The following is an 18566-nucleotide window of genomic DNA, read 5'->3' on the forward strand; positions in this document are numbered from 1 at the left end:
CTTTGCATCTCAAATTGATTTTTAACGTAAAAAACAAGCGTGAAGCCACATCACCAACAAGATGATCGCCATTTGGATGGGGCTAGGGAAAAAGCTATCACTAACTAAACGAGACAGGACTAATACTTGATTAGTCAAAGCTGCAAGCCCCACGCCTACAGTGATCCCCGACAAAGAAATCAGTAATGCGCGTCCAAAGCGGTTTTCTTTGCGAGTTAGTAAATAAACACTGACAATCAAGCCAAAGGATAGCCAAGTTGTGGTTGCTGCTGGCACAAAAAAGCTGATTACGCCTAGTCCTGAAAAAATCCCTAGTGAAATATAAATATCTTTGGGGCTGGGGTTGTCTAATAACCTTGATAGCCAAGAGGGAGTGCGGCGCTGGGCATTATTTTGTAAAGCCGCAGGGATAGCTGTAGAAAGGCGTTCAGGATAACGAATGCGATCGGGTACAGCAATTTTGCCTTCTTTACGGGCGCGTAAACGATCCATGAGGATGGCATCGTAAGCAACTTCGATCGCTTCTTGTTGAGATTCATCCCCCTCGTATTCGCGCAATAGGCGATCGCGTGCATCACGCACTTCTTCAAAGGAGGCTTCGTCGTTGACTCCTAGTTTTTCGTAGGGAGTTGGTTCGCTCATTTTTCCAACTATATTTTTTAGATGTAAGGTGTTGTAGAGTTCGCTAGAAATCTACTAAGAAAGCAGCTAGGTAATTAATAAAAAATACTATGCAGCCTAATGACTAAATATATTAACGCTTAAACATAGTATAACGTTTGCTTTAAATACTTATCTCAACTTTTAGATAAGTAGCTAGAAGATCCAAAATCCCGTGGCTCACGCTGCGCGTGAGCCACGGGATTTTGGATCTTCTAGCTATATTTTTGGATTAGCCAAGCTCCGACTTCTGATTGGGATTTTTCACGGCTGAGCTTTAATGCTGCTTCCAGATCGGCGATCGCTAAGCCCCCTAATAATTTAGATTCCGTAATTTGCCGACTACCACCACTCAGCATTTCAAAGGCAAAGATTTTCACCTCTTGGACATCCACCACCCAATATTCACTAGTCCCCAATTGTTCATAAAGTAAGCGTTTTTTGCCTAAATCATCGTTGAGTGTGGAGCTAGATATTTCGATCACCAAATTAGGAACTGCAAATTCATCTAGATTCACAACAGAGTTACTGCGGGGAGCTAAGCTTGCGGATTCATCAATATAATAAGAGATATCAGGCTGACAGCCTTGAAATCCAGTTTTGGTATAACTACAATTGGTCAAACCCCTTGCAGGAATAGTCGCTAATGTGCAGTACAAACTAATTGCAAATATAATTAGAGTATTGTCATCTGCGTGTTCGGAACCGACTGGCATAGTTTCAATCCTCATTTGCCTAATTTGATTTTTGTCGTAATAGCATCGGGAGTCTACATATTGAGGATTTTCGAGAATTTGCACAAATTCGTCCCACGTTGCACTAATCCATTGATCGGTAACGAATGGCTGGGATATTGACTCTTGATTTTTGAGAGGTGGAGTGGCGATCGCGGTCATCTTCATAATCTCCCAAAGAAAATACTTTGCTTAATGCTATCAAACAACCCAAAACTATGGCTCACGCTGTGCGTGAGCCATAGTTTTGGGTTGTTTATAATGTGTGGTTGTGTTGCTCATAACGCATTTACGATTGCGATCGCCATAGAATTCTGTAGACTGACATCATCGATAAATTGCGTTCTTAAAAAAATCTTTTACCTATACATGGATCTGTCCAAATGGATTTAGACCTAATTGTTTCTAATGTGCTTAACCCGCCAATCCTGTTCTTTTTCTTAGGAATTTTGGCAGTCCTGATTAAGTCGGATTTAGAAATTCCACCACCAATTCCGAAATTGTTTTCGCTTTACTTACTATTAGCGATCGGTTTTAAAGGTGGAGTGGAGCTTGTCAAAAGTGGCATTAGCCAAGAAGTAATCCTGACCATGCTTGCCGCAATTCTGATGGCTTGCATTGTCCCCGTTTACTCATTTTTCATTCTCAAAATCAAGCTAGATGCCTACAATGCGGCAGCGATCGCCGCAACCTATGGCTCAATTAGTGCGGTTACCTTTATCACTGCAAGTTCATTTTTGGGCCAGTTAAATATTCCCTTTGATGGCTACATGGTAGCGGCTCTGGCTCTGATGGAGTCCCCTGCAATTATTGTGGGGCTAATCCTTGTGAGTCTATTTACTGCCGCCGAAAAAGCCGAAAAAGGCGAAGCCCGTGAATTTGCTTGGGGCGAAGTTCTCCGCGAAGCATTTCTTAATAGTTCGGTATTTTTATTGGTAGGTAGCCTGATAATTGGCTGTCTGACGGGTGAAAGAGGTTGGCATGTCCTGTCACCCTTTACCCAAGATATGTTTTATGGCGTGCTGACTTTCTTCTTGATGGATATGGGATTAGTCGCCGCCAAGAGAATTAAGGATTTACAAAAAACAGGGATCTTTTTAATTGCTTTTGCCGTTTTGATGCCGATTTTAAATTCAGGGATTGGGATTGCGATCGCGAAATTAATCTCGATGTCACAGGGAGATGCGCTTTTATTTGCCGTATTGTGCGCCAGCGCCTCGTATATTGCCGTACCTGCGGCTATGCGTTTAACCGTGCCAGAGGCAAATCCAAGCCTTTATGTTTCCACGGCTCTAGCAGTGACATTTCCCTTCAATATTATTGTGGGCATCCCCTTGTATTTGTATGTAATTAATTTATTTTGGGTCTAAATCCCCAGAGTATAGTTTGGAGATTTTGAACAAGGGGCTTAAGCCCCTTGTTCAAAATCTCCCTAGTCCAAGCAAGTTCTGTATCGCAGCTTTAAGGCTAACCAAATGTTAATTAGTCCGAACTTAGGTTAAATAAAGTACAAAACTTCCACCCTTACCCATAAAAGCGATCATAATTTTAACTAATACTCATAATTTTTAGACCCAAAAAGTATTGCTATTTCCTTTCCATTAAAAGAATAAGCATTATTAAAGTAAATGATTTGTGGTGCAGAGCAAAATCACGCATCACAAATCCTTCCTCCCAACTCACGAAAGTGTAACAACACTTTTGTGAATTAAAAATTAAACCCAGTAATACCAAATCCCGAAAGGTTTTTCCAATGAAGAAATGGCTACACCATTTCTTCATTTGGTACAAGGTTTTTTAATTAAGAAAAGGCATAGCCTTTTCTTAATTTGGTAGCACTGGGAAAACAGTAGCTCAACCTATTGATCATTCATGAATTCATTAACTTATTAGAGATAAAACTATGCAAGCGGTGAAAAGAATCGAAATAGTATCGGATTCTGTCGAATCCCATAAAATCATCAAGGTTTTGGAAAAGGTTGGGGTTCTAAACTATACAGTCATTCGGAATGTAGTGGGGAAAGGAGTTAGTGGCACTAATTCTGGAGATCTAGACATGAGTATGCTGGAAAATGACTATGTGATCGCTTTCTTTCTTGCCGATAAGACGAATCTTCTCGTAGAAAAATTAAGACCTGTAATCAATAAATTTGGTGGTGCTTGTTATATCTCCGATACGATGGCAATTAATTCTGTGGAATGTGCCACTTCAAATTAAATATTTTTCAATTTCCAAATAATAGAAGATAGGGCAAAGCCCTACCTTCTATTATTTTGGGTTAGCGACCGAAACGACGCTTAATTTGAACAGTGAGTGCATTGATTTCGGGAATTTGCAGTTGTAAGGCGATCGCCGCGAAAATACTTAAGCCGACACCACTGGCGATCGCTAAGCCACCCAATTCGGCTGCAAACTTTGCCCAAGTATTTAGCTGATCAAAATTTTGGCTAAGTAAATGATAGACACCCCAACTTGCCCCTCCAGAGATTGTACTTGCCAGAATTAAGCCTAAAATTGTTACGCTCCAACTCTTTAAGGGCAATCCATTTAAGCGGCGATCTAAAAAATACATCATCGCCATCATCGACAGCACATTTACTGAAACCGTTGCTAAGACAATACCGGGAGCGCCAAATTTTTGAACGAGAAAGTAATCAAAAAGCCCGTTCAAAAAAATATTGACAATGCTGATTTTAAAAGGTGTATCCCCATCACCTAAAGCGTAAAACACCCTCACCAATACATCTCGCCCCAAATATACAAACATCCCCACCGCATAAGCCATTAAAACTGCGGCGGTGAGTTGCGAGTCCTCCGAGGTAAAGGCATAACGCTCATAAACCACCTGCGAAATAGGCATCGCCAAAGCCACCATTAAGCCACTTAGGGGCAGCATCGTCAAAGCGGTGAGCATTAATCCTTGGCGAATCCTTTGTTTTAGTTCATCCCAATTTTCAGGATCTGTGAGTTTGGAAAGTACAGGAAAAAGTGGCACAAGGATGACATTGGACAAAATCCCCAAGGGAGTTTGAACGAGGAGTCCTGCGTAGCCCATTGCTGAAACTGCCGCCGCCGCATTAGGAATAAAAGAAGCAAAAAATAAATCTGTCCAGACATTGATTTGCAGCATTCCCGATGAAAAGGTGGCGGGAAGCATAATTCTCATTACTTCCTTCACTTCAGGACGCTGAAAGTCAAAACGGAGTCTAAATCCACCCATGCCCGACTTAAGCTGTGCGGGTAATTGGACTAGCCACTGGAGGACAGCACCCGCAAGGGTTGACCATGCTAAGACTGCGCCACCTAACATCGCATTTTCGGGGAGCAGCATTTTGCTTCCCATTGTCCAAAATAAGCCGCCTATGCCAATTAAAACCGTCAGGCTGGAAAAAATCGGGCTAACCGATGGCAACCAATAGGCATCGGCGGCATTGAGTGCGCCAAAGCCAATGCCCACAAGTCCCGCTAAAATCGCCATCGGTGACATGATCTGAAACTGTTGGATGGCGATGTCTTTAGTAACTTTCAGATTTTGAATTGCTTCGGGGCTAATCCCTTTAGCCAATAATTCTGCCTCTGGGGTAAATAGCCCTGGGGCAACAAGATGCATTAAGGGTTCGGCAAAAATCACTAAGGCAATGCTCACCAATAGCAAGATACCTGTAACGATGGTGGTGATGCTATCGATGATGGGGGCTACCTGTTGGCGATCGCGTTTTGCTAAAACACTGACGATCGCACTATGAAAAGGTCCATTAATGCCGCCCAGTAAAATCAATAAAAATCCGGGGATAACATAGGCAAAATTGTAAGCGCCATAGGCTGCACCATTACCAAAGGCTGCCGCGATCGCCACTTGACGCAATAGCCCAAATATTTTGCTGAGTAATGTGGCAACTGCCACAATTGTTGCGATGTTTAAGAGCGATCGCTTAGCAGTTTGAGGTGCTTGAGTTTCGTTGGCTCTATCTTCTTCGTTACCAGACAAAATTTGTGCTGCCCCTTACAATTTTAACTCTGAAAAATGTAACACCAAATCACTACCCAAGACACAGTCTTGCCTCCGATTGATACCAATTCACCCAAGTGTCTCTACACTTTTGCCAATCAAAAACTAACCTCGTAAGCTTTTCCAACTGAAAAATATAGCAAAGCCAGAGTTAGCCATTACCAACCAAAACCCCAAAAGTGAGTGGCGGCGCTTTGAGCCGCCACTCACTTTTGGGGTTTTATGTCCTAAGCAAAACTTACATTGCATAGCTACGTCATTTTCCGAAAAAGCGAGTGGCGGCGCTTCGCGCCGCCACTCGCTTTTGGCTCGCTACAAAAAAGCTCCGATCACTGCTGGGAATGATCGGAGCTTTATAATATCTACGAAAGTTTGAGCAAAGAGATTACTTAGTAAAGATCTTCTTCTTTATGGGTTTCGATAACGACATCGGATGTAGGCTTAGCAACACAAGTCAAAACGTAACCTGCTTCAATTTGATCGTCATCAAGGAAAGACTGATCGCCTTGATCTACAGTACCACTTACGATTTTACCTGCACAGGAGGAGCAAGCGCCAGCACGACAGGAGTAAGGAAGGTCTAGCCCTTTCTCTTCTGCTACATCAAGAATGTATTCGCTGTCTTCTACTTCAATGGTTTTATCGATGCCTTCAGCTGCGTTGATAAGCTGTACTTTGTAAGTAGCCATATTTTCTTTAATAAACCTGTTAAGGATTGCAGACCCAATCATAAGTTATATCTGAGACCGAAACAAGATAGATGCTAAGAATTAAAAAAGCCACGATCTCTGAATACATCAGCTAGCGATCGCGGCTTTTAGAATATTTATATGAACAAAATACTAGTAAAGATCTTCTTCCTTATGGGTTTCAACCACAAGGTCAGACTGGGGATAGGTTACACATAAAAGCGCATAACCAGCTTCAATTTGTTCGTCATCTAGGAAAGATTGATCTCCTTGATCAACTTCACCGCTAAGGACTTTACCTGCACAAGAAGAGCAAGCACCTGCACGGCAAGAGTAGGGAAGATCGATGCCTTTTTCTTCGGCAACGTCTAAAATGTACTCATCCGAAGGAACATCAATAGTTGTGTCAAGACCAGCAGCTTCGTTAATTAGTCTTACTTTGTAGATATTCGCCATAAACGTAATAAACCTCTTAAAGATTGCAATCAACTCAATAAACCAAGGCTTTAAGTTGTACTTAAGTACAGGCTTGTGGCTTAGCTTCGCTTATCTCTATTACCCATAAGGGCTTTAAAACGAATCATATCGCTCTTGGCAGCAAAGAGAACAATCAGGTTTTTATTTCTATCATTGGTCATAGGTGATAGTTATAGAGCGTCATTAAATGACGACAATTAGCGCAAATCCAATCTAGCAGTAGATTTAAAGCTTTATTTTGACATTTCAAAACCATGAGTATTCGTAGATATTTTAATTCTTAGAATAAGTTTTTTTTATCTTATCTGTAGATGTAATCACAGACTAGTTTTTGATATGAAAATCCAATCAAAAAAAACATAGAGAATCGCGTCGCGACTCTCTATGTTTTTTTGAATCTCACAAAACTGGCGATATCTAATCACACAATAAATAAATGGCGGCGCAAAGCGCCGCCATTTATTTTGTGGCTATTTTAATATGGAGCTAAAGTTGGCTAGCTGACGACTATAGTTGCGGATCAGCCCCAACATATTTAGGCGATTTTTGCGAACTTCAGGATCATCAGCCATAACCAAAACATCATCAAAGAATTTGGCTAAAACTGGCGCGATCGCCTTGATGCCTTCCATGAGTTGTTCATCGCTTGGCTGATGCGGTAAAGCGGCGATCGCTTGGTATAGCGCTTGCTCCGCAGGTTCAGTTAATTTTGCGGTTGTCACGACGGTTTGCACATCGACAGTGGTACTGTCTAAATCTCCCTGTGCGGCAAGGCGAGAAGCGCGGACAATTGGCTCATAAATTGCGCCGAGGGTTGCGCCTTCGCGAGATTTTTGCAAGAAATGAGCGCGTTCTTTAATCCGAATCAGACTGCTCAAACCTTGCAAAGTATAGTCAAGGTCGTCGTTTCCTGTAACCGCATCAACTAGATCGTATTCAATGCCCTGTTCTGCCAAAATTGTGTCGCAGCGTTGCTTAAACCATTTGTAGAGATTTTCTAAGACGTTTTCCGCAGGCTTAGCTAATAAATTTTGATCGGCATAGATGGCGATCGCCGCCTGTAGTAACTTTGGTAAATCAAGAGCAAATTCATTATCCCAAGCAATTTGCACCACCCCTGTAGCGGCTCGCCGTAGCGCAAAAGGATCGGAGGAACCTGTAGGAATAATGCCTAAGCCAAAAATCCCAACTAACGTATCAATGCGATCGCTAATCGCTACAATTTTGCCAGTTAAAGAAGTCGGCAAAGCATCTCCCGCCCCCTTAGGCTGATAATGCTCGCGAATACCCGTGGCTACAGCTAAAGGTTCATCACTAGATATGGCATAGTAATAACCCATCTGACCTTGCAGTTCAGGAAATTCCTTGACCATCTGGGTGACCAAATCAGCTTTAGCGAGTTGGGCGGTGCGATCAATTAGGGTGAGATCGGCTTCCGTGACTTCTAAATTGGCGATCGCCGCAACTACTAACTGGGCGATCGCCCGAATGCGCGTTACTTTGTCCGATACCGAACCTAATTGCGCTTGGAAAGTTACTTTTTCCAGCAAAGGTAAAAAAGTTTCTAAATGTACCGCGCGATCGCTATCGTAGAAAAATTTACCGTCGGATAACCGCGCCCGAATGACTCGACCATTACCTGCGGCAATTAAACGCGACTTATCAGGATCGCCATTGGAAATCGTAATAAAGCGGGGGAGTAATTGTTCAGGATTTTTAAACGAATGTACGGGGAAATAGCGCTGATGACTCACCATTTCCGTCTTAATGACGGGCTGAGGCAAATCCAAAAATTCCCGTTCAAATTCACCAATAACTGCCGTCGGAAATTCCACTAAGTAGGTCACTTCCTCCAACAGATCATCAGGAATATCGGCAGCACCGCCGAATAACTCCACAATGCTATTAATTTGAGTGACGATATGGGTGGTGCGTTCCTTACCATCAACGATTACGAAAGCTTCGCGCAACGTCGCCACATAATCTTTCGCAGTATCAATAATTACTGGGCGCGGATGCAAGACGCGATGACCTTGGCTAATGCGATCGCTCTGCACATTTTCTAAGCTAATCGATAAAATTTCTGAATCAAAAAGAGCCACTAGCCAACGAATTGGACGAGGGAACTTCAGATCACCGTTACCCCAACGCATCAAGCGCTTACCTTCGAGGGAAGTGATCCAAGATACGGCTAGCTCTTGCAAAATATCGGCAGTCTCACGCCCAATAATTTGCTGATTGGCAAAGACAAAAGCGCCCTTATCAGTTTCTTTAACAACAATATTCTGAAGATCGATACCCTTAGATTTAGCAAAACCCAGTAAAGCCTTAGTCGGCTCTCCCTGTGGATCGCCATTCACAAAAGCCGAACCTAGCGCAGGGCCCTTAAGTTCGACCGTGCGATCGCTTTGTTGGATGGGCAAACCCTCAATTAGCACCGCCAACCGACGAGGCGTACCGTAAACAGTGACTTTACTCGTAGTTAGTTGGTGTTCATCTAAATTTTTAGGGATGCGCTCTTGCCACTGGCGTAAAGCATCGACGATAAAACTAGCGGGTAACTCTTCAGTACCAACTTCTAACAGAAAACTTGCCATAACCACGAGTTGAGGGACAATTCTCAGTTTAACGCCTTGATGTGCAATCCCAACCTTTACCCGAAACCCCATCCAAAAAAATTTTTTAAGGGTTTGTGTCCCCCCTTTCGACAACAACACAAACCCTTAAAAATAGCGCTTATACCAAATTAAGCAATGGCTACGCCATTGCTTAATTTAAAAAACCTTACTGGGTTTGTTTTTTTAATCACAAAAGTGTTGGCACACTTTCGTGATTTGGTATTACATAGCGGGTAGATTTAGCGCGGGCAAAGCTCGCGCTAAATCTACCAAAAAACCAATAAATTTCTTACTCCCTTCCCAGTGAAAAATTAGACGTTGAGGCGCTTCGCGCCGCAACGCTAATTTTTCACTGGGAAGGGAGTAGCATGGAGTAAGTGCTAAAAAAATTACACTTTAAAAAAATTAGAGCGTTTCCATCTCAATTGCTGCAAAGAGAGGTGAGTCAGTGTTTTGCGCTGACTCACCTTTCTTTATAGGATTGTGCTACTTAGCATAAAATAGCTAGAGATTAACTTTTATTGAGCAGGGATAACTGAAAGAGGCAAAACATGGGGCAAACACTTGAAGCTGTAGCGATTGATTATCACACCGAAAAATATCGCGATGCCTACAGTCGAATCAATGCGATCGTCATTGAAGGTGAAGCTGAGGCTTACAGCAACTATCTCCAACTAGCGGAGCTGCTGCCCGAATTTACTGAAGATTTTACCAAACTCGCAAAAATGGAAGATCGTCATAAAAAGGGTTTTACCGCTTGCGGCAAAAATCTTAGCGTGACTCCAGACATGGACTTTGCGGAAAAATTCTTTGCTGAACTCCACGGCAATTTCCAAAAGGCTTTTGCAACAGGGGATATCGTTACTTGTCTATTGATCCAATCGCTGATTATCGAGTGCTTTGCGATCGCTGCATATAACATCTATATTCCTGTAGCCGATCCTTTTGCTCGCAAAATCACTGAAGGCGTAGTCAAAGACGAGTATTTGCATCTTAACTTTGGTGAAGAATGGTTGCAAAATCACTTTACTGAGTCTAAAGAAACTCTCGAAACCGCCAATCGCCAAAACCTACCCATCGTCTGGAAAATGCTGAACCAAGTCGAAAACGATGCCAAAGTCCTTGGCATGGAAAAAGAAGCCTTGGTAGAAGATTTCATGATCCAATACGGAGAAAGTCTTAACAAAATTGGCTTTAACACCCGCGACATCATGAAAATGTCCGCAATGGGTTTGGTCGCAGCTTAATCACCGTTTAAACGCGCCAATGGCGCGTTTAAACAAAAAAATTCGTTGACAACTGATAACTGGTAACCGCAATCGATGTTTGGTCTCATTGGGCATTTGACAAGTCTTGAACACGCTCAGTCTGTAGCAAGGGAATTAGGCTATCCCGAATATGCCGATCAAGGTTTGGAATTTTGGTGTAGCGCCCCTCCCCAAATTGTCGATCGCATCAAAGTTACAAGTGCCACAGGTCAGCAGATCGAAGGCTTATATGTAGAATCATGCTTCTTGCCTGAAATGCTAGCAGGTAGCAAAATCAAAACCGCCATTCGCAAGATTCTTAATGCAATGGCTCATGCTCAAAAGCATGATATCGACATCACCGCGCTAGGTGGTTTCTCATCAATTATTTTTGAGAACTTTAACCTGAGCCAAATGTCGAGCGTCAGAAATATTCAATTAGAATTCAACCGCTTTACCACAGGCAACACTCACACAGCCTATATAATCTGTCGCCAAATTGAAGAAGCTAGCCGCAAATTTGGCATTGATTTAGCCAAAGCTACTGTCACGGTGTGTGGTGCAACGGGAGACATAGGCAGTGCTGTCTGTCGCTGGCTGGATGTGCGGACAAATATTAAGGAGTTATTGCTAGTAGCCCGCAATCAAGAGCGTTTGCAAGAATTACAATCGCAGCTAGGACGCGGTAAAGTCTTAAGTATCGAAGAGGCTCTGCCGCAGTCCGACATCATTGTCTGGGTCGCTAGTATGGCAAAAGGCATGGCGATCAACTCCTCTACCCTTAAGCGTCCCTGTATCTTGATCGATGGTGGCTATCCCAAAAATATGTCTACCCTCGTCCAAGAAGATGGTATCCACGTCATTGATGGCGGCATTGTCGAGCATAGCCTTGATATAGACTGGAAAATCATGAAAATTGTAAATATGACTGCTCCCGCTCGTCAGCTTTTTGCTTGTTTTGCAGAAGCAATGCTTTTAGAGTTTGAAGGATGGCATACCAATTTCTCGTGGGGGCGAAATCAAATCAGTATCGAAAATATGGACAAAATTGGCGAAGTCTCAGTCAAACATGGCTTTAGACCTTTAATCAATTAAATCCCCACAGAAAAGCCTAGCTAAGCTAGGCTTTTTTTGCTTACAAAATAAAAAAGCCTAGCTAAGCTAGGCTTTTTTATTGTTTATTTATGTAGTGTGAGACTTCCAATTATGGGTGGTAGCTTCAGAGATAGTCATGCCGACATCCTGCGCTGCACGTCCTAAAGCCGATTCTTCACGTAATTTGTCATTCTTACGATTACGGATAGCAGCATTTCTAGTTTGATCTTGAAGAGACATAGTGCTAACCCTCTAATTAATTAATTTTTGTTGTCTATAAATTAACATAAAATTGTATCTATTGCTACCAAATATTCAAAAAAATATAATTTATTTGTTAATTTTTATAAACTCATTACTAAAAAAAAGGAAGCTCAGTGAGCTTCCTTTTTTTTAGTAATGAGTTAAGCACCCTTACTCGGTGAGAGTAGCTTTGCCGCGATGATGCCACCGATGAAACCAAACAAATGTCCTTCCCAAGAAATATAAGATCGCGTAGGCAATACCCCCCAAATTAGACTGCCATAGGTAATCGCGATCGCAATAGAAATAGCGATCGCCACAAAACTACGCTCAAAATAACCACGAAATAGCAAATAGCCGAAATAACCAAAAATCACTCCACTCGCGCCAATATGGACAGAGCAGGGTCTGCCTACTAGCCAAGTCCCCAAACCACCCACAAAAGCGGATATAGCTGACACAAAATAAAAATCACTAATATTTCGGAGCATAATCAGCCAGCCCAAAATAATAAATGGTGCTGTGTTCGCCGCAACATGATAAAAACCACCATGCAAAAATGGCGCAAACAAAATACCGCGCAAGCCAACCAAACTCTGAGGCACAATCCCCAAAGCATTGAGTCCACGACTCAACCCACAACCATTAGCAATCACTAAAATCCGCTCTAGGATCACCTCATTCAAAATAACGACAACCCAAAAAGTTGCCACAAACCCCGCCAATATTTTTATTTGAGTTTTTAGCTCTTCACTAATTGTTTGTAGCTTCTGCTTCACAGCTTTTACCTCATCTATAAGGCTATTAGATTTTTAACTAATTCAAATATAGCAATACCAAATAACTGCTTCAGCTTTGCGCTCACTCTTAAATGCAATAAATTCCTGAAAGACTTGCTTTGCAAGTCTTTCAGGAATTTATTGCATCGTCCTAAAGCTTTTCAACAATTCGCACATTCACATGCGGTTCATTCTTGAGCTTTTCCTTAACTCGGTTTTCAATTTCCTGCTCTTGCTTCTTTTGAGAATCATTTAAAGATTGAGCAAGCCATAAACAGTAAGAAACGATAAAAGCTCCTAGAAATTCCATGTAAATTTTATGTAAATTTATTATGGCGGATACTACATTAAATAAATTTTAGGAGTCAAGCAACTTAGCCAAAAAATTACAACAACTTAATATAAGGATGTTAGAAAGACTGAGATTATTCCAATTTTGATACTTTCATTACATTATGTTTTCAAGATGGTCGTTTTGTATGTTATGTTGTTACATGTCGCAAGAGTGCCATATCAATTTGATTAATCGCAGGTAGCACGTAATCAATAGCTCCAATTTAAGCTAGCAAGTAGCGAACAAGTTTTTTAAACAAGTTTTTTGTAGCGGCTGCTCTAGTCACCTGCTGAAGATTTTATAGCGTAGAGGTTTTCTATTATCATGTCCATTCGCCTTTATGTTGGCAACTTGCCAGCAGAATTAGATCGCCAAGCTCTAGAAAAAATTTTCAATGAATCAGGTGATTCAGTATCTTTGAAAGTTATAACCGATCGCAAGACGGGTAAATGCCGAGGTTTTGGCTTTGTGACCGTTGGCTCTGATGAAGTTGCTGACACTGTCATTGAAAAGTTTAACGGTTATGACTTTAACGGTGCTGTACTAAAACTAGAAAAAGCATTGCCCCGTACTAAGGGCAAAGCAGAAGATGGTTCTGACATCGAAGAAGGTTCCGAAGATTTGGTAAAAGTTGAAGGTGAGGTTGCATCTAGCAGTGTTGCCGCTCCTGTCAAAGCAGCTTCAAAGCGCAAAAAACGTAACAACCCTAAGAAGACAACCTCAAGTTCTTCTAGTTCTAGCAGTAGTAATGAAGCTCATCAACCCGATCCACGTTGGGCTTCTGACTTAGAGCGTCTAAAGCAACAGCTTTTAGCCGCCCAAGGTGCAGCTAAATAACTCTAAAAAAGAGAGGAGGTGCTAAAGCATCTCCTCTCTTTTTTATGGAGTAGAAGGCAAGATGCTTTGCTCTCCTCCTCTATCTTCATTACATATTAAGAGGCGGCGCTTCGCGCCGCCTCTTAATATGTAGGGTTACTCTAAGCAATGGCTACGCCATTGCTTACTTTGGTATCACCAAGGCTATAAAAGAACAAAATAGCGCCGCTATTTTGTTCTTTTGGATTATTGAACAGGTGTTGTCGCTTCAGGTACTTTGGGATAATAGGGTCGCTCATCGGTGATGGGAGGACGGAGCCAAAATCTAAGGGTATAAAAAACCAGCTCTTTAATTTCAGTCCATGCCCTTTCTGATTGAGCAAACGAGTTAGCACTAAACAGAAAATACTCGGGACGAATTTTAATTTCTTTGGCAATGGGTGCAGGACATTTTTTATAGAGTTGATTTTGCTTTTCGGGGATATATCGCTCAAGGGGAATCACGCGAGAGCGAAAGGAGCGATAGTCCGTAGTAATTAAAGAAACATTGAAATCTTGATTTCTAAAGGATAAAAATGCGCGAGTACCTTCAATGGGTGAAGTGATCAATAAAACTTTTTGATTATTACGATTACTCTCTTTAATTTGATCAGTAACTTGAGGAATTTTGTTTTTGATGATGTCTTTAATTAATTTATTGATTTCATCACCACTACTTCTTATACTTAATCCCGATGGCTCGATAATTATGGAATCACGGAGTGCAGCAATAATATTTGGCGAATTAGGAAAAGAAAGAAGATTAGATAGGATGTCACACATTTGATCGGCTTCAGTCAAATCAATCTCAGGTAGCCCTGCATCAGTAGCCGCTGGATTTTTGGTAAAGTAATTAGTATATCGAGGGTCATAGCCCAAACTAGTAATTTCTTCTTTAATAATTGCTTTAGTTCTATTTGGTAAAGATTCGGATTGAATTTGGCAGGGATAGCCTTTGGTAGGTGGATAGGTAGTTTTTCTTCCTCCACTTAGTAAGATATAAGGCTTGGGAATTCGTTGCGAATTAGTCCATCTTTTAAGTGCTTCTTGAAGGCGAGGAATATAAGGAGCATTGTCGGCTAGTACAACAATTAGATCAAAAGCTTCTCCTTCAAAATCTCGCTGATCTTGCTCTGTCAGGTTAACTATGGGGCGGCGAAAGGATTGTTCGCTAGCATTTACTGATTGCTGTTCTAAATAACAATTAAATAGATCTGAGGTAGCGTTATTAGTGGCGATCGCAAAGATAATTAAGACTATTAGTAATTCTTTGGTGACTATGGCTATTTTTTCTATAGCTCCTTTGTTATCGACTTTATCGCCGCTTTTAATTTTGATATCTCTGAGTCTTAACCAATGATTAAAAAATAGAAGTAATAATATTATTCCAGTTAAGGTAAAGGGGAAAGAGAGAAAGTCAATAACAGTTTTAGGAATTGGTTCTTCAACAAACTTAAAGCTGGCAAAAATAATGACAACTAAAGCTGTAAAGATAACCAAACCAAAGAGTCGGAACCAATCCTTAGGAATGGCTCTAAATAGAATAATAAAAACTGGGATTGCAATAATCCATATCAGAATATTGGTTAATAGATCGAACAAGATCCCTCCAAAATTCTCTAATAGTCCTCATGCGGAAATGACGCTATAAGTAGCTGGGAATAATTAAAACCTAAACTCAAAACCTGTAGCGCACGCTGCGCGTGCGCTACAGGTTTTGGGCTTTTATATTTAATTGCATCTTGCTACTTAAAATGTGTCAGTGCAATATGCTAGTCAATAGAGTTGCATCTGTAAAGGGTTTTATCAGGTTTTATCTGACTTTTTATGGCATAACTCTACCGAGGGATAATCCCTCTCCTAAATTTCTATTAGCCGTAAATAACATGCCCGCAAAAGAAGAGTTACGTTTACCTAGTTGGTTGCGTCCGCAAATTGGTAAAGCTAGTGAAATTTCTGAAGTTCAGAAAATTATTAAGCAAAGGGGAATTCATACCATTTGTGAAGAGGGACGCTGTCCGAATCGGGCGGAGTGCTACGCCCAAAACACGGCAACTTTTTTGTTAATGGGTCCAACCTGTACTCGCGCTTGTGGGTTTTGCCAAGTTGATAAAGGGCATCGCCCCATGCCCCTTGATCCCAATGAAGCGGAGAAAGTGGCTGAGGCGGTGAATTTGTTGGGTTTAGATTATGTGGTGTTGACTTCGGTGGCGCGAGATGATTTGCCTGATCAGGGAGCGAGTTGCTTTGTGGAGACGATGCAAGCTATTCGCCGATCGCGCCCCCATGTAAAAATCGAGGTGCTAACCCCTGATTTTCGAGGCGATCGCCATTGTATCGAAACTGTAGTTACAGGGCAGCCTGTTTGCTATAACCATAATATTGAGACAGTGCGGCGGCTACAGGGAAAAGTGCGGCGAGGAGCTAAGTACGAGCGATCGCTATCGGTTTTACAAATAGTCAAAGAGCTTGATCCCCTTATTATTACAAAGTCAGGCTTGATGGTCGGGCATGGCGAAACTGTAGCGGAACTCACGGAAACCATGCAGGATCTCTATGCAGTTGGTTGCACTTCTCTCACGATTGGTCAGTATTTGCGCCCATCTTTAGAGCATTTGCCAGTGTGTAAATATTGGACTCCTGAAGAGTTTGATGAGTTAGGGGCGATCGCTAAGCAGATTGGATTTACCCATGTGCGATCGGGTGCGTTAGTACGAAGTTCCTATCATGCGGGGCAAACTTCTTAAAATAGTTCCTATCAACATAAAAGTGGTGACGCTTTGCGCCGCCACTTTTATGTTGGCAATTTTAATAAAAAAATAGCGGCAAATGGCAACGTCAGTAAATCCATTTCCCGCTAGCTCTTGTTCAATGAAACAATTGAGACGCATACATAACTTCCCACGAAGCGAAAAGGGTTTTCATCAGCTAAAGCGCTTATTTGAAATGCTTCCTATATCAGCATTTTGGCTTGAACCGTCAAAGTAGAAATATCGCGCAGCGATATTTCTACTTGCTGTACCAAATGCTTTCAATGCGATCGCTAATCCCAAGAGCCAGATCATGAGTATCTGCCAAAATTGTGACATGACCTAATTTCCGTCCCACTGACGAACTCATTTTGTTATACCAATGAACATGCGTATTAGGGAAACTCGCAATCGCTTTCAATTTCTCTCCATAAAGCGAATTATCCATAAACTTTTCGGAATCTGCCCAAGATACTTTCTCAAAACCTAAGAGATTAACCATCACCGCAACGGGAACAACCATGGATACTTCGCCGAGATTTTTACCACTCACCACCCGCAATAATTGCTCAAATTGCGAAGTCTGGCAGCCTTCGATGGTGTAATGTCCTGAATTGTGGGTGCGGGGGGCGATTTCGTTAACGCTTACTTCGCCTGTGGCAGTTAAAAAGAACTCAATGCCAAATACACCGATCGCCTCAAGGGTGGTCACGAGCTGCTTGGCAATCGCTTCTACTTTTTGGCTGATGTGGGGATTAATGCGTGCGGGGGCGATCGTACGACGGCAAACTTGATTAGCTTGGATGGTCTCAACCACTGGATAAATGGAAATCTCTCCTGATTCCGATCGCGCGGCAATGACGGCTAGTTCAAGTTCAAAGGGAATAAAAGCTTCGGCGATCGCAGGAGCTTTGTGCATACTTGCCCATGCAGAACGCAGTTCTATTTCATTGGCAATTACCCAAGTACCTTTACCGTCATAGCCATGTCTTCGCGCTTTGAGTACCAATGGATAATTTAATTTTGTGGCGGCTGCGAGGAGTTCCGTTTCGTTATCTACACTGTAAAACTCAGGAGTGGGAATATGGCGATCGCGAAAATGTTGGCGCTGCTTCAGTTTATCGACGGAGATCGATAAAGTTTCCAATTTCGGTAAAAACAATAATTGGCGATCGCCTTTACGATTTACCCGATCTATCAGTTCTTGTAAAGCTACGAGATCGACAAATTCATTCTCAAAGGTAATTACTTCGCAATTCTCCGCAAGTTTGGCGGTAGCCTGTGCATCGTCAACTTTGCCATAAATCACGCGATCGGCGATCGGCACTGCCGAATCATCAGGGCTACCTGCCTGTACAGCGAGATTTAGCCCCAGACCTTTGGCAGCGATCGCCATCATCCAAGCCAGTTGTCCGCCACCAATTACCCCGATTTGTTGTCGAGTATTCACTAAAAAGCCCTACATCAAAATCCACAAATAGCTTTTAATTATAGCTTTAAGTAGCTAGGCATAATTAAAAACCCAGAAACAAAACCTGTAGCGCAGAGTGCGCTACAGGTTTTGTTTCTTTAAATGAAAAAGCTGTTGGCTCAATAGGTGAAACGGGGAGGTAAAGCAAGTAGAGATTGAAGCAAAGCACAGAGCAAAGCTTTACCTCTTCTCCTAGCATTATGAACAAACTCAAAGAAGCTCAAATATACAGGCAACTTTTCTTGAGAAATACCACGATGAGGACGTAACCAAGAACGCAAAAGCGACCAAAAGCCTTCCATCGTATTGACATGAACTTCACAAAAGCCATCACCATCTTCATCTCTTGCATATTCACCTACCCCATGACAAACAGTTTTGTGTGCATAGCCCCAATCTTGTAAGGCAGGGTTATTTCAAGAAAGGTTAGGAGGAACCAGAAAAAGGCTAGTGACAGACGTAGAGGTATTTTGTAATAATTTAATCCAATAAAGTTAAATAAGCCAGAAAATGAGTAATAGTCTAGTTGATTATCTCAAAGAGATACCAGATCCGCGCAAGGCAAAAGGAAGGCGAGATGAATTATGGCAAATCCTGCTGATAG

At 42.0% G+C, this 18566-nt stretch carries 17 protein-coding genes and 1 pseudogene; 6 read left to right on the top strand and 12 right to left on the bottom strand.

All coding sequences use genetic code 11. The features are described 5' to 3' along the window. Positions 1 to 21: 21 nt before the first annotated feature. Together H6F42_RS02125 and H6F42_RS02130 are read right to left on the bottom strand one after the other, a co-directional pair. On the bottom strand, positions 22 to 642 hold the full coding sequence (locus tag H6F42_RS02125) for a CPP1-like family protein (RefSeq protein WP_190397693.1): 621 nt from the start codon (positions 640 to 642) through the stop codon (positions 22 to 24). Positions 643 to 875: 233 nt separating this feature from the next. Further along, entirely contained in the window at positions 876 to 1562 is a 687-nt protein-coding gene (locus H6F42_RS02130; protein ID WP_199288864.1) for a Uma2 family endonuclease, read from the bottom strand. A gap of 215 nt (positions 1563 to 1777) precedes the next feature. Here H6F42_RS02130 and H6F42_RS02135 point away from each other — a divergent pair, with 215 nt between their 5' ends. Together H6F42_RS02135 and H6F42_RS02140 are read left to right on the top strand one after the other, a co-directional pair. Beyond that, positions 1778 to 2764 carry a sodium-dependent bicarbonate transport family permease gene (locus tag H6F42_RS02135; RefSeq protein WP_190397694.1) on the top strand — a complete coding sequence of 329 codons (987 nt, stop codon included), beginning with the start codon at positions 1778 to 1780 and terminating at the stop codon, positions 2762 to 2764. A gap of 533 nt (positions 2765 to 3297) precedes the next feature. Continuing rightward, positions 3298 to 3612: a P-II family nitrogen regulator gene (locus H6F42_RS02140; RefSeq protein ID WP_190397695.1), complete on the top strand. Its 315-nt coding sequence runs from the start codon at positions 3298 to 3300 to the stop codon at positions 3610 to 3612. Between the two features lie 61 nt (positions 3613 to 3673). Here the strand turns inward: H6F42_RS02140 and murJ are convergent, their stop codons facing one another. The 4 genes from murJ to glyS all read right to left on the bottom strand — a co-directional run bounded on the left by murJ (position 3674) and on the right by glyS (position 9167). Then, a complete protein-coding gene (gene murJ, locus H6F42_RS02145; RefSeq protein WP_190397696.1) occupies positions 3674 to 5383 on the bottom strand; it encodes a murein biosynthesis integral membrane protein MurJ in 1710 nt (569 codons plus the stop codon). A 410-nt stretch (positions 5384 to 5793) separates the two neighbouring features. After that, complete coding sequence (locus H6F42_RS02150) at positions 5794 to 6093, bottom strand: 2Fe-2S iron-sulfur cluster-binding protein (protein ID WP_190397697.1); 300 nt, start codon at positions 6091 to 6093, stop codon at positions 5794 to 5796. Positions 6094 to 6246: 153 nt separating this feature from the next. Continuing rightward, on the bottom strand, positions 6247 to 6549 hold the full coding sequence (locus H6F42_RS02155; RefSeq protein ID WP_190397698.1) for a 2Fe-2S iron-sulfur cluster-binding protein: 303 nt from the start codon (positions 6547 to 6549) through the stop codon (positions 6247 to 6249). Positions 6550 to 7040: 491 nt separating this feature from the next. Then, positions 7041 to 9167, bottom strand: coding sequence for a glycine--tRNA ligase subunit beta (glyS, locus tag H6F42_RS02160; protein WP_190397728.1), 2127 nt, complete (start codon positions 9165 to 9167; stop codon positions 7041 to 7043). A 572-nt stretch (positions 9168 to 9739) separates the two neighbouring features. Between glyS and H6F42_RS02165 the strand changes: the two genes are divergently transcribed. Both H6F42_RS02165 and H6F42_RS02170 read left to right on the top strand, forming a co-directional pair. Beyond that, positions 9740 to 10435, top strand: coding sequence for an aldehyde oxygenase (deformylating) (locus H6F42_RS02165; RefSeq protein ID WP_190397699.1), 696 nt, complete (start codon positions 9740 to 9742; stop codon positions 10433 to 10435). Positions 10436 to 10510: 75 nt separating this feature from the next. Then, positions 10511 to 11530 (top strand): long-chain acyl-[acyl-carrier-protein] reductase, encoded by a 1020-nt coding sequence (locus H6F42_RS02170; RefSeq protein ID WP_190397700.1) that lies wholly within the window; start codon positions 10511 to 10513, stop codon positions 11528 to 11530. Positions 11531 to 11617: 87 nt separating this feature from the next. On the opposite strand, the gene H6F42_RS02175 is transcribed toward H6F42_RS02170, so the two are convergent. From H6F42_RS02175 to H6F42_RS02185, 3 genes are all read right to left on the bottom strand, one after another. Beyond that, positions 11618 to 11770 (bottom strand): hypothetical protein, encoded by a 153-nt coding sequence (locus tag H6F42_RS02175; RefSeq protein WP_190397701.1) that lies wholly within the window; start codon positions 11768 to 11770, stop codon positions 11618 to 11620. Between the two features lie 164 nt (positions 11771 to 11934). Further along, complete coding sequence (locus H6F42_RS02180) at positions 11935 to 12552, bottom strand: rhomboid family intramembrane serine protease (RefSeq protein WP_190397702.1); 618 nt, start codon at positions 12550 to 12552, stop codon at positions 11935 to 11937. A gap of 151 nt (positions 12553 to 12703) precedes the next feature. Continuing rightward, positions 12704 to 12862 carry a hypothetical protein gene (locus H6F42_RS02185; protein WP_190397703.1) on the bottom strand — a complete coding sequence of 53 codons (159 nt, stop codon included), beginning with the start codon at positions 12860 to 12862 and terminating at the stop codon, positions 12704 to 12706. Positions 12863 to 13210: 348 nt separating this feature from the next. Here H6F42_RS02185 and H6F42_RS02190 point away from each other — a divergent pair, with 348 nt between their 5' ends. Beyond that, positions 13211 to 13723 (top strand): RNA-binding protein, encoded by a 513-nt coding sequence (locus tag H6F42_RS02190; protein WP_190397704.1) that lies wholly within the window; start codon positions 13211 to 13213, stop codon positions 13721 to 13723. Between the two features lie 225 nt (positions 13724 to 13948). Here the strand turns inward: H6F42_RS02190 and H6F42_RS02195 are convergent, their stop codons facing one another. After that, positions 13949 to 15343: a hypothetical protein gene (locus H6F42_RS02195; protein WP_190397705.1), complete on the bottom strand. Its 1395-nt coding sequence runs from the start codon at positions 15341 to 15343 to the stop codon at positions 13949 to 13951. Between the two features lie 284 nt (positions 15344 to 15627). On the opposite strand from H6F42_RS02195, the gene lipA reads away from it, so the two are divergent. Next, positions 15628 to 16488, top strand: a complete 861-nt coding sequence (gene lipA, locus H6F42_RS02200; RefSeq protein ID WP_190397729.1) for a lipoyl synthase — start codon at positions 15628 to 15630, stop codon at positions 16486 to 16488. Positions 16489 to 16750: 262 nt separating this feature from the next. On the opposite strand, the gene H6F42_RS02205 is transcribed toward lipA, so the two are convergent. Both H6F42_RS02205 and H6F42_RS22050 read right to left on the bottom strand, forming a co-directional pair. Beyond that, positions 16751 to 17941, bottom strand: coding sequence for a 5-(carboxyamino)imidazole ribonucleotide synthase (locus H6F42_RS02205; protein ID WP_190397706.1), 1191 nt, complete (start codon positions 17939 to 17941; stop codon positions 16751 to 16753). Positions 17942 to 18081: 140 nt separating this feature from the next. After that, positions 18082 to 18357, bottom strand: a pseudogene (locus H6F42_RS22050) (transposase); the annotation flags it as partial. Positions 18358 to 18566 lie beyond the last annotated feature (209 nt).

Source organism: Pseudanabaena sp. FACHB-1998 (assembly GCF_014696355.1).
Taxonomy (GTDB): Bacteria; Cyanobacteriota; Cyanobacteriia; order Pseudanabaenales; family Pseudanabaenaceae; genus Pseudanabaena.

Coding starts and splice junctions, on each gene's coding strand:
- H6F42_RS02125 (WP_190397693.1), bottom strand. CDS start 642: ATGAGCGAACCAACTCCCTACGAAAAACTAGGAGTCAACGACGAAGCC.
- H6F42_RS02130 (WP_199288864.1), bottom strand. CDS start 1,562: ATGAAGATGACCGCGATCGCCACTCCACCTCTCAAAAATCAAGAGTCA.
- H6F42_RS02135 (WP_190397694.1), top strand. CDS start 1,778: ATGGATTTAGACCTAATTGTTTCTAATGTGCTTAACCCGCCAATCCTG.
- H6F42_RS02140 (WP_190397695.1), top strand. CDS start 3,298: ATGCAAGCGGTGAAAAGAATCGAAATAGTATCGGATTCTGTCGAATCC.
- H6F42_RS02150 (WP_190397697.1), bottom strand. CDS start 6,093: ATGGCTACTTACAAAGTACAGCTTATCAACGCAGCTGAAGGCATCGAT.
- H6F42_RS02155 (WP_190397698.1), bottom strand. CDS start 6,549: ATGGCGAATATCTACAAAGTAAGACTAATTAACGAAGCTGCTGGTCTT.
- glyS (WP_190397728.1), bottom strand. CDS start 9,167: ATGGCAAGTTTTCTGTTAGAAGTTGGTACTGAAGAGTTACCCGCTAGT.
- H6F42_RS02165 (WP_190397699.1), top strand. CDS start 9,740: ATGGGGCAAACACTTGAAGCTGTAGCGATTGATTATCACACCGAAAAA.
- H6F42_RS02170 (WP_190397700.1), top strand. CDS start 10,511: ATGTTTGGTCTCATTGGGCATTTGACAAGTCTTGAACACGCTCAGTCT.
- H6F42_RS02175 (WP_190397701.1), bottom strand. CDS start 11,770: ATGTCTCTTCAAGATCAAACTAGAAATGCTGCTATCCGTAATCGTAAG.
- H6F42_RS02185 (WP_190397703.1), bottom strand. CDS start 12,862: ATGGAATTTCTAGGAGCTTTTATCGTTTCTTACTGTTTATGGCTTGCT.
- H6F42_RS02190 (WP_190397704.1), top strand. CDS start 13,211: ATGTCCATTCGCCTTTATGTTGGCAACTTGCCAGCAGAATTAGATCGC.
- lipA (WP_190397729.1), top strand. CDS start 15,628: ATGCCCGCAAAAGAAGAGTTACGTTTACCTAGTTGGTTGCGTCCGCAA.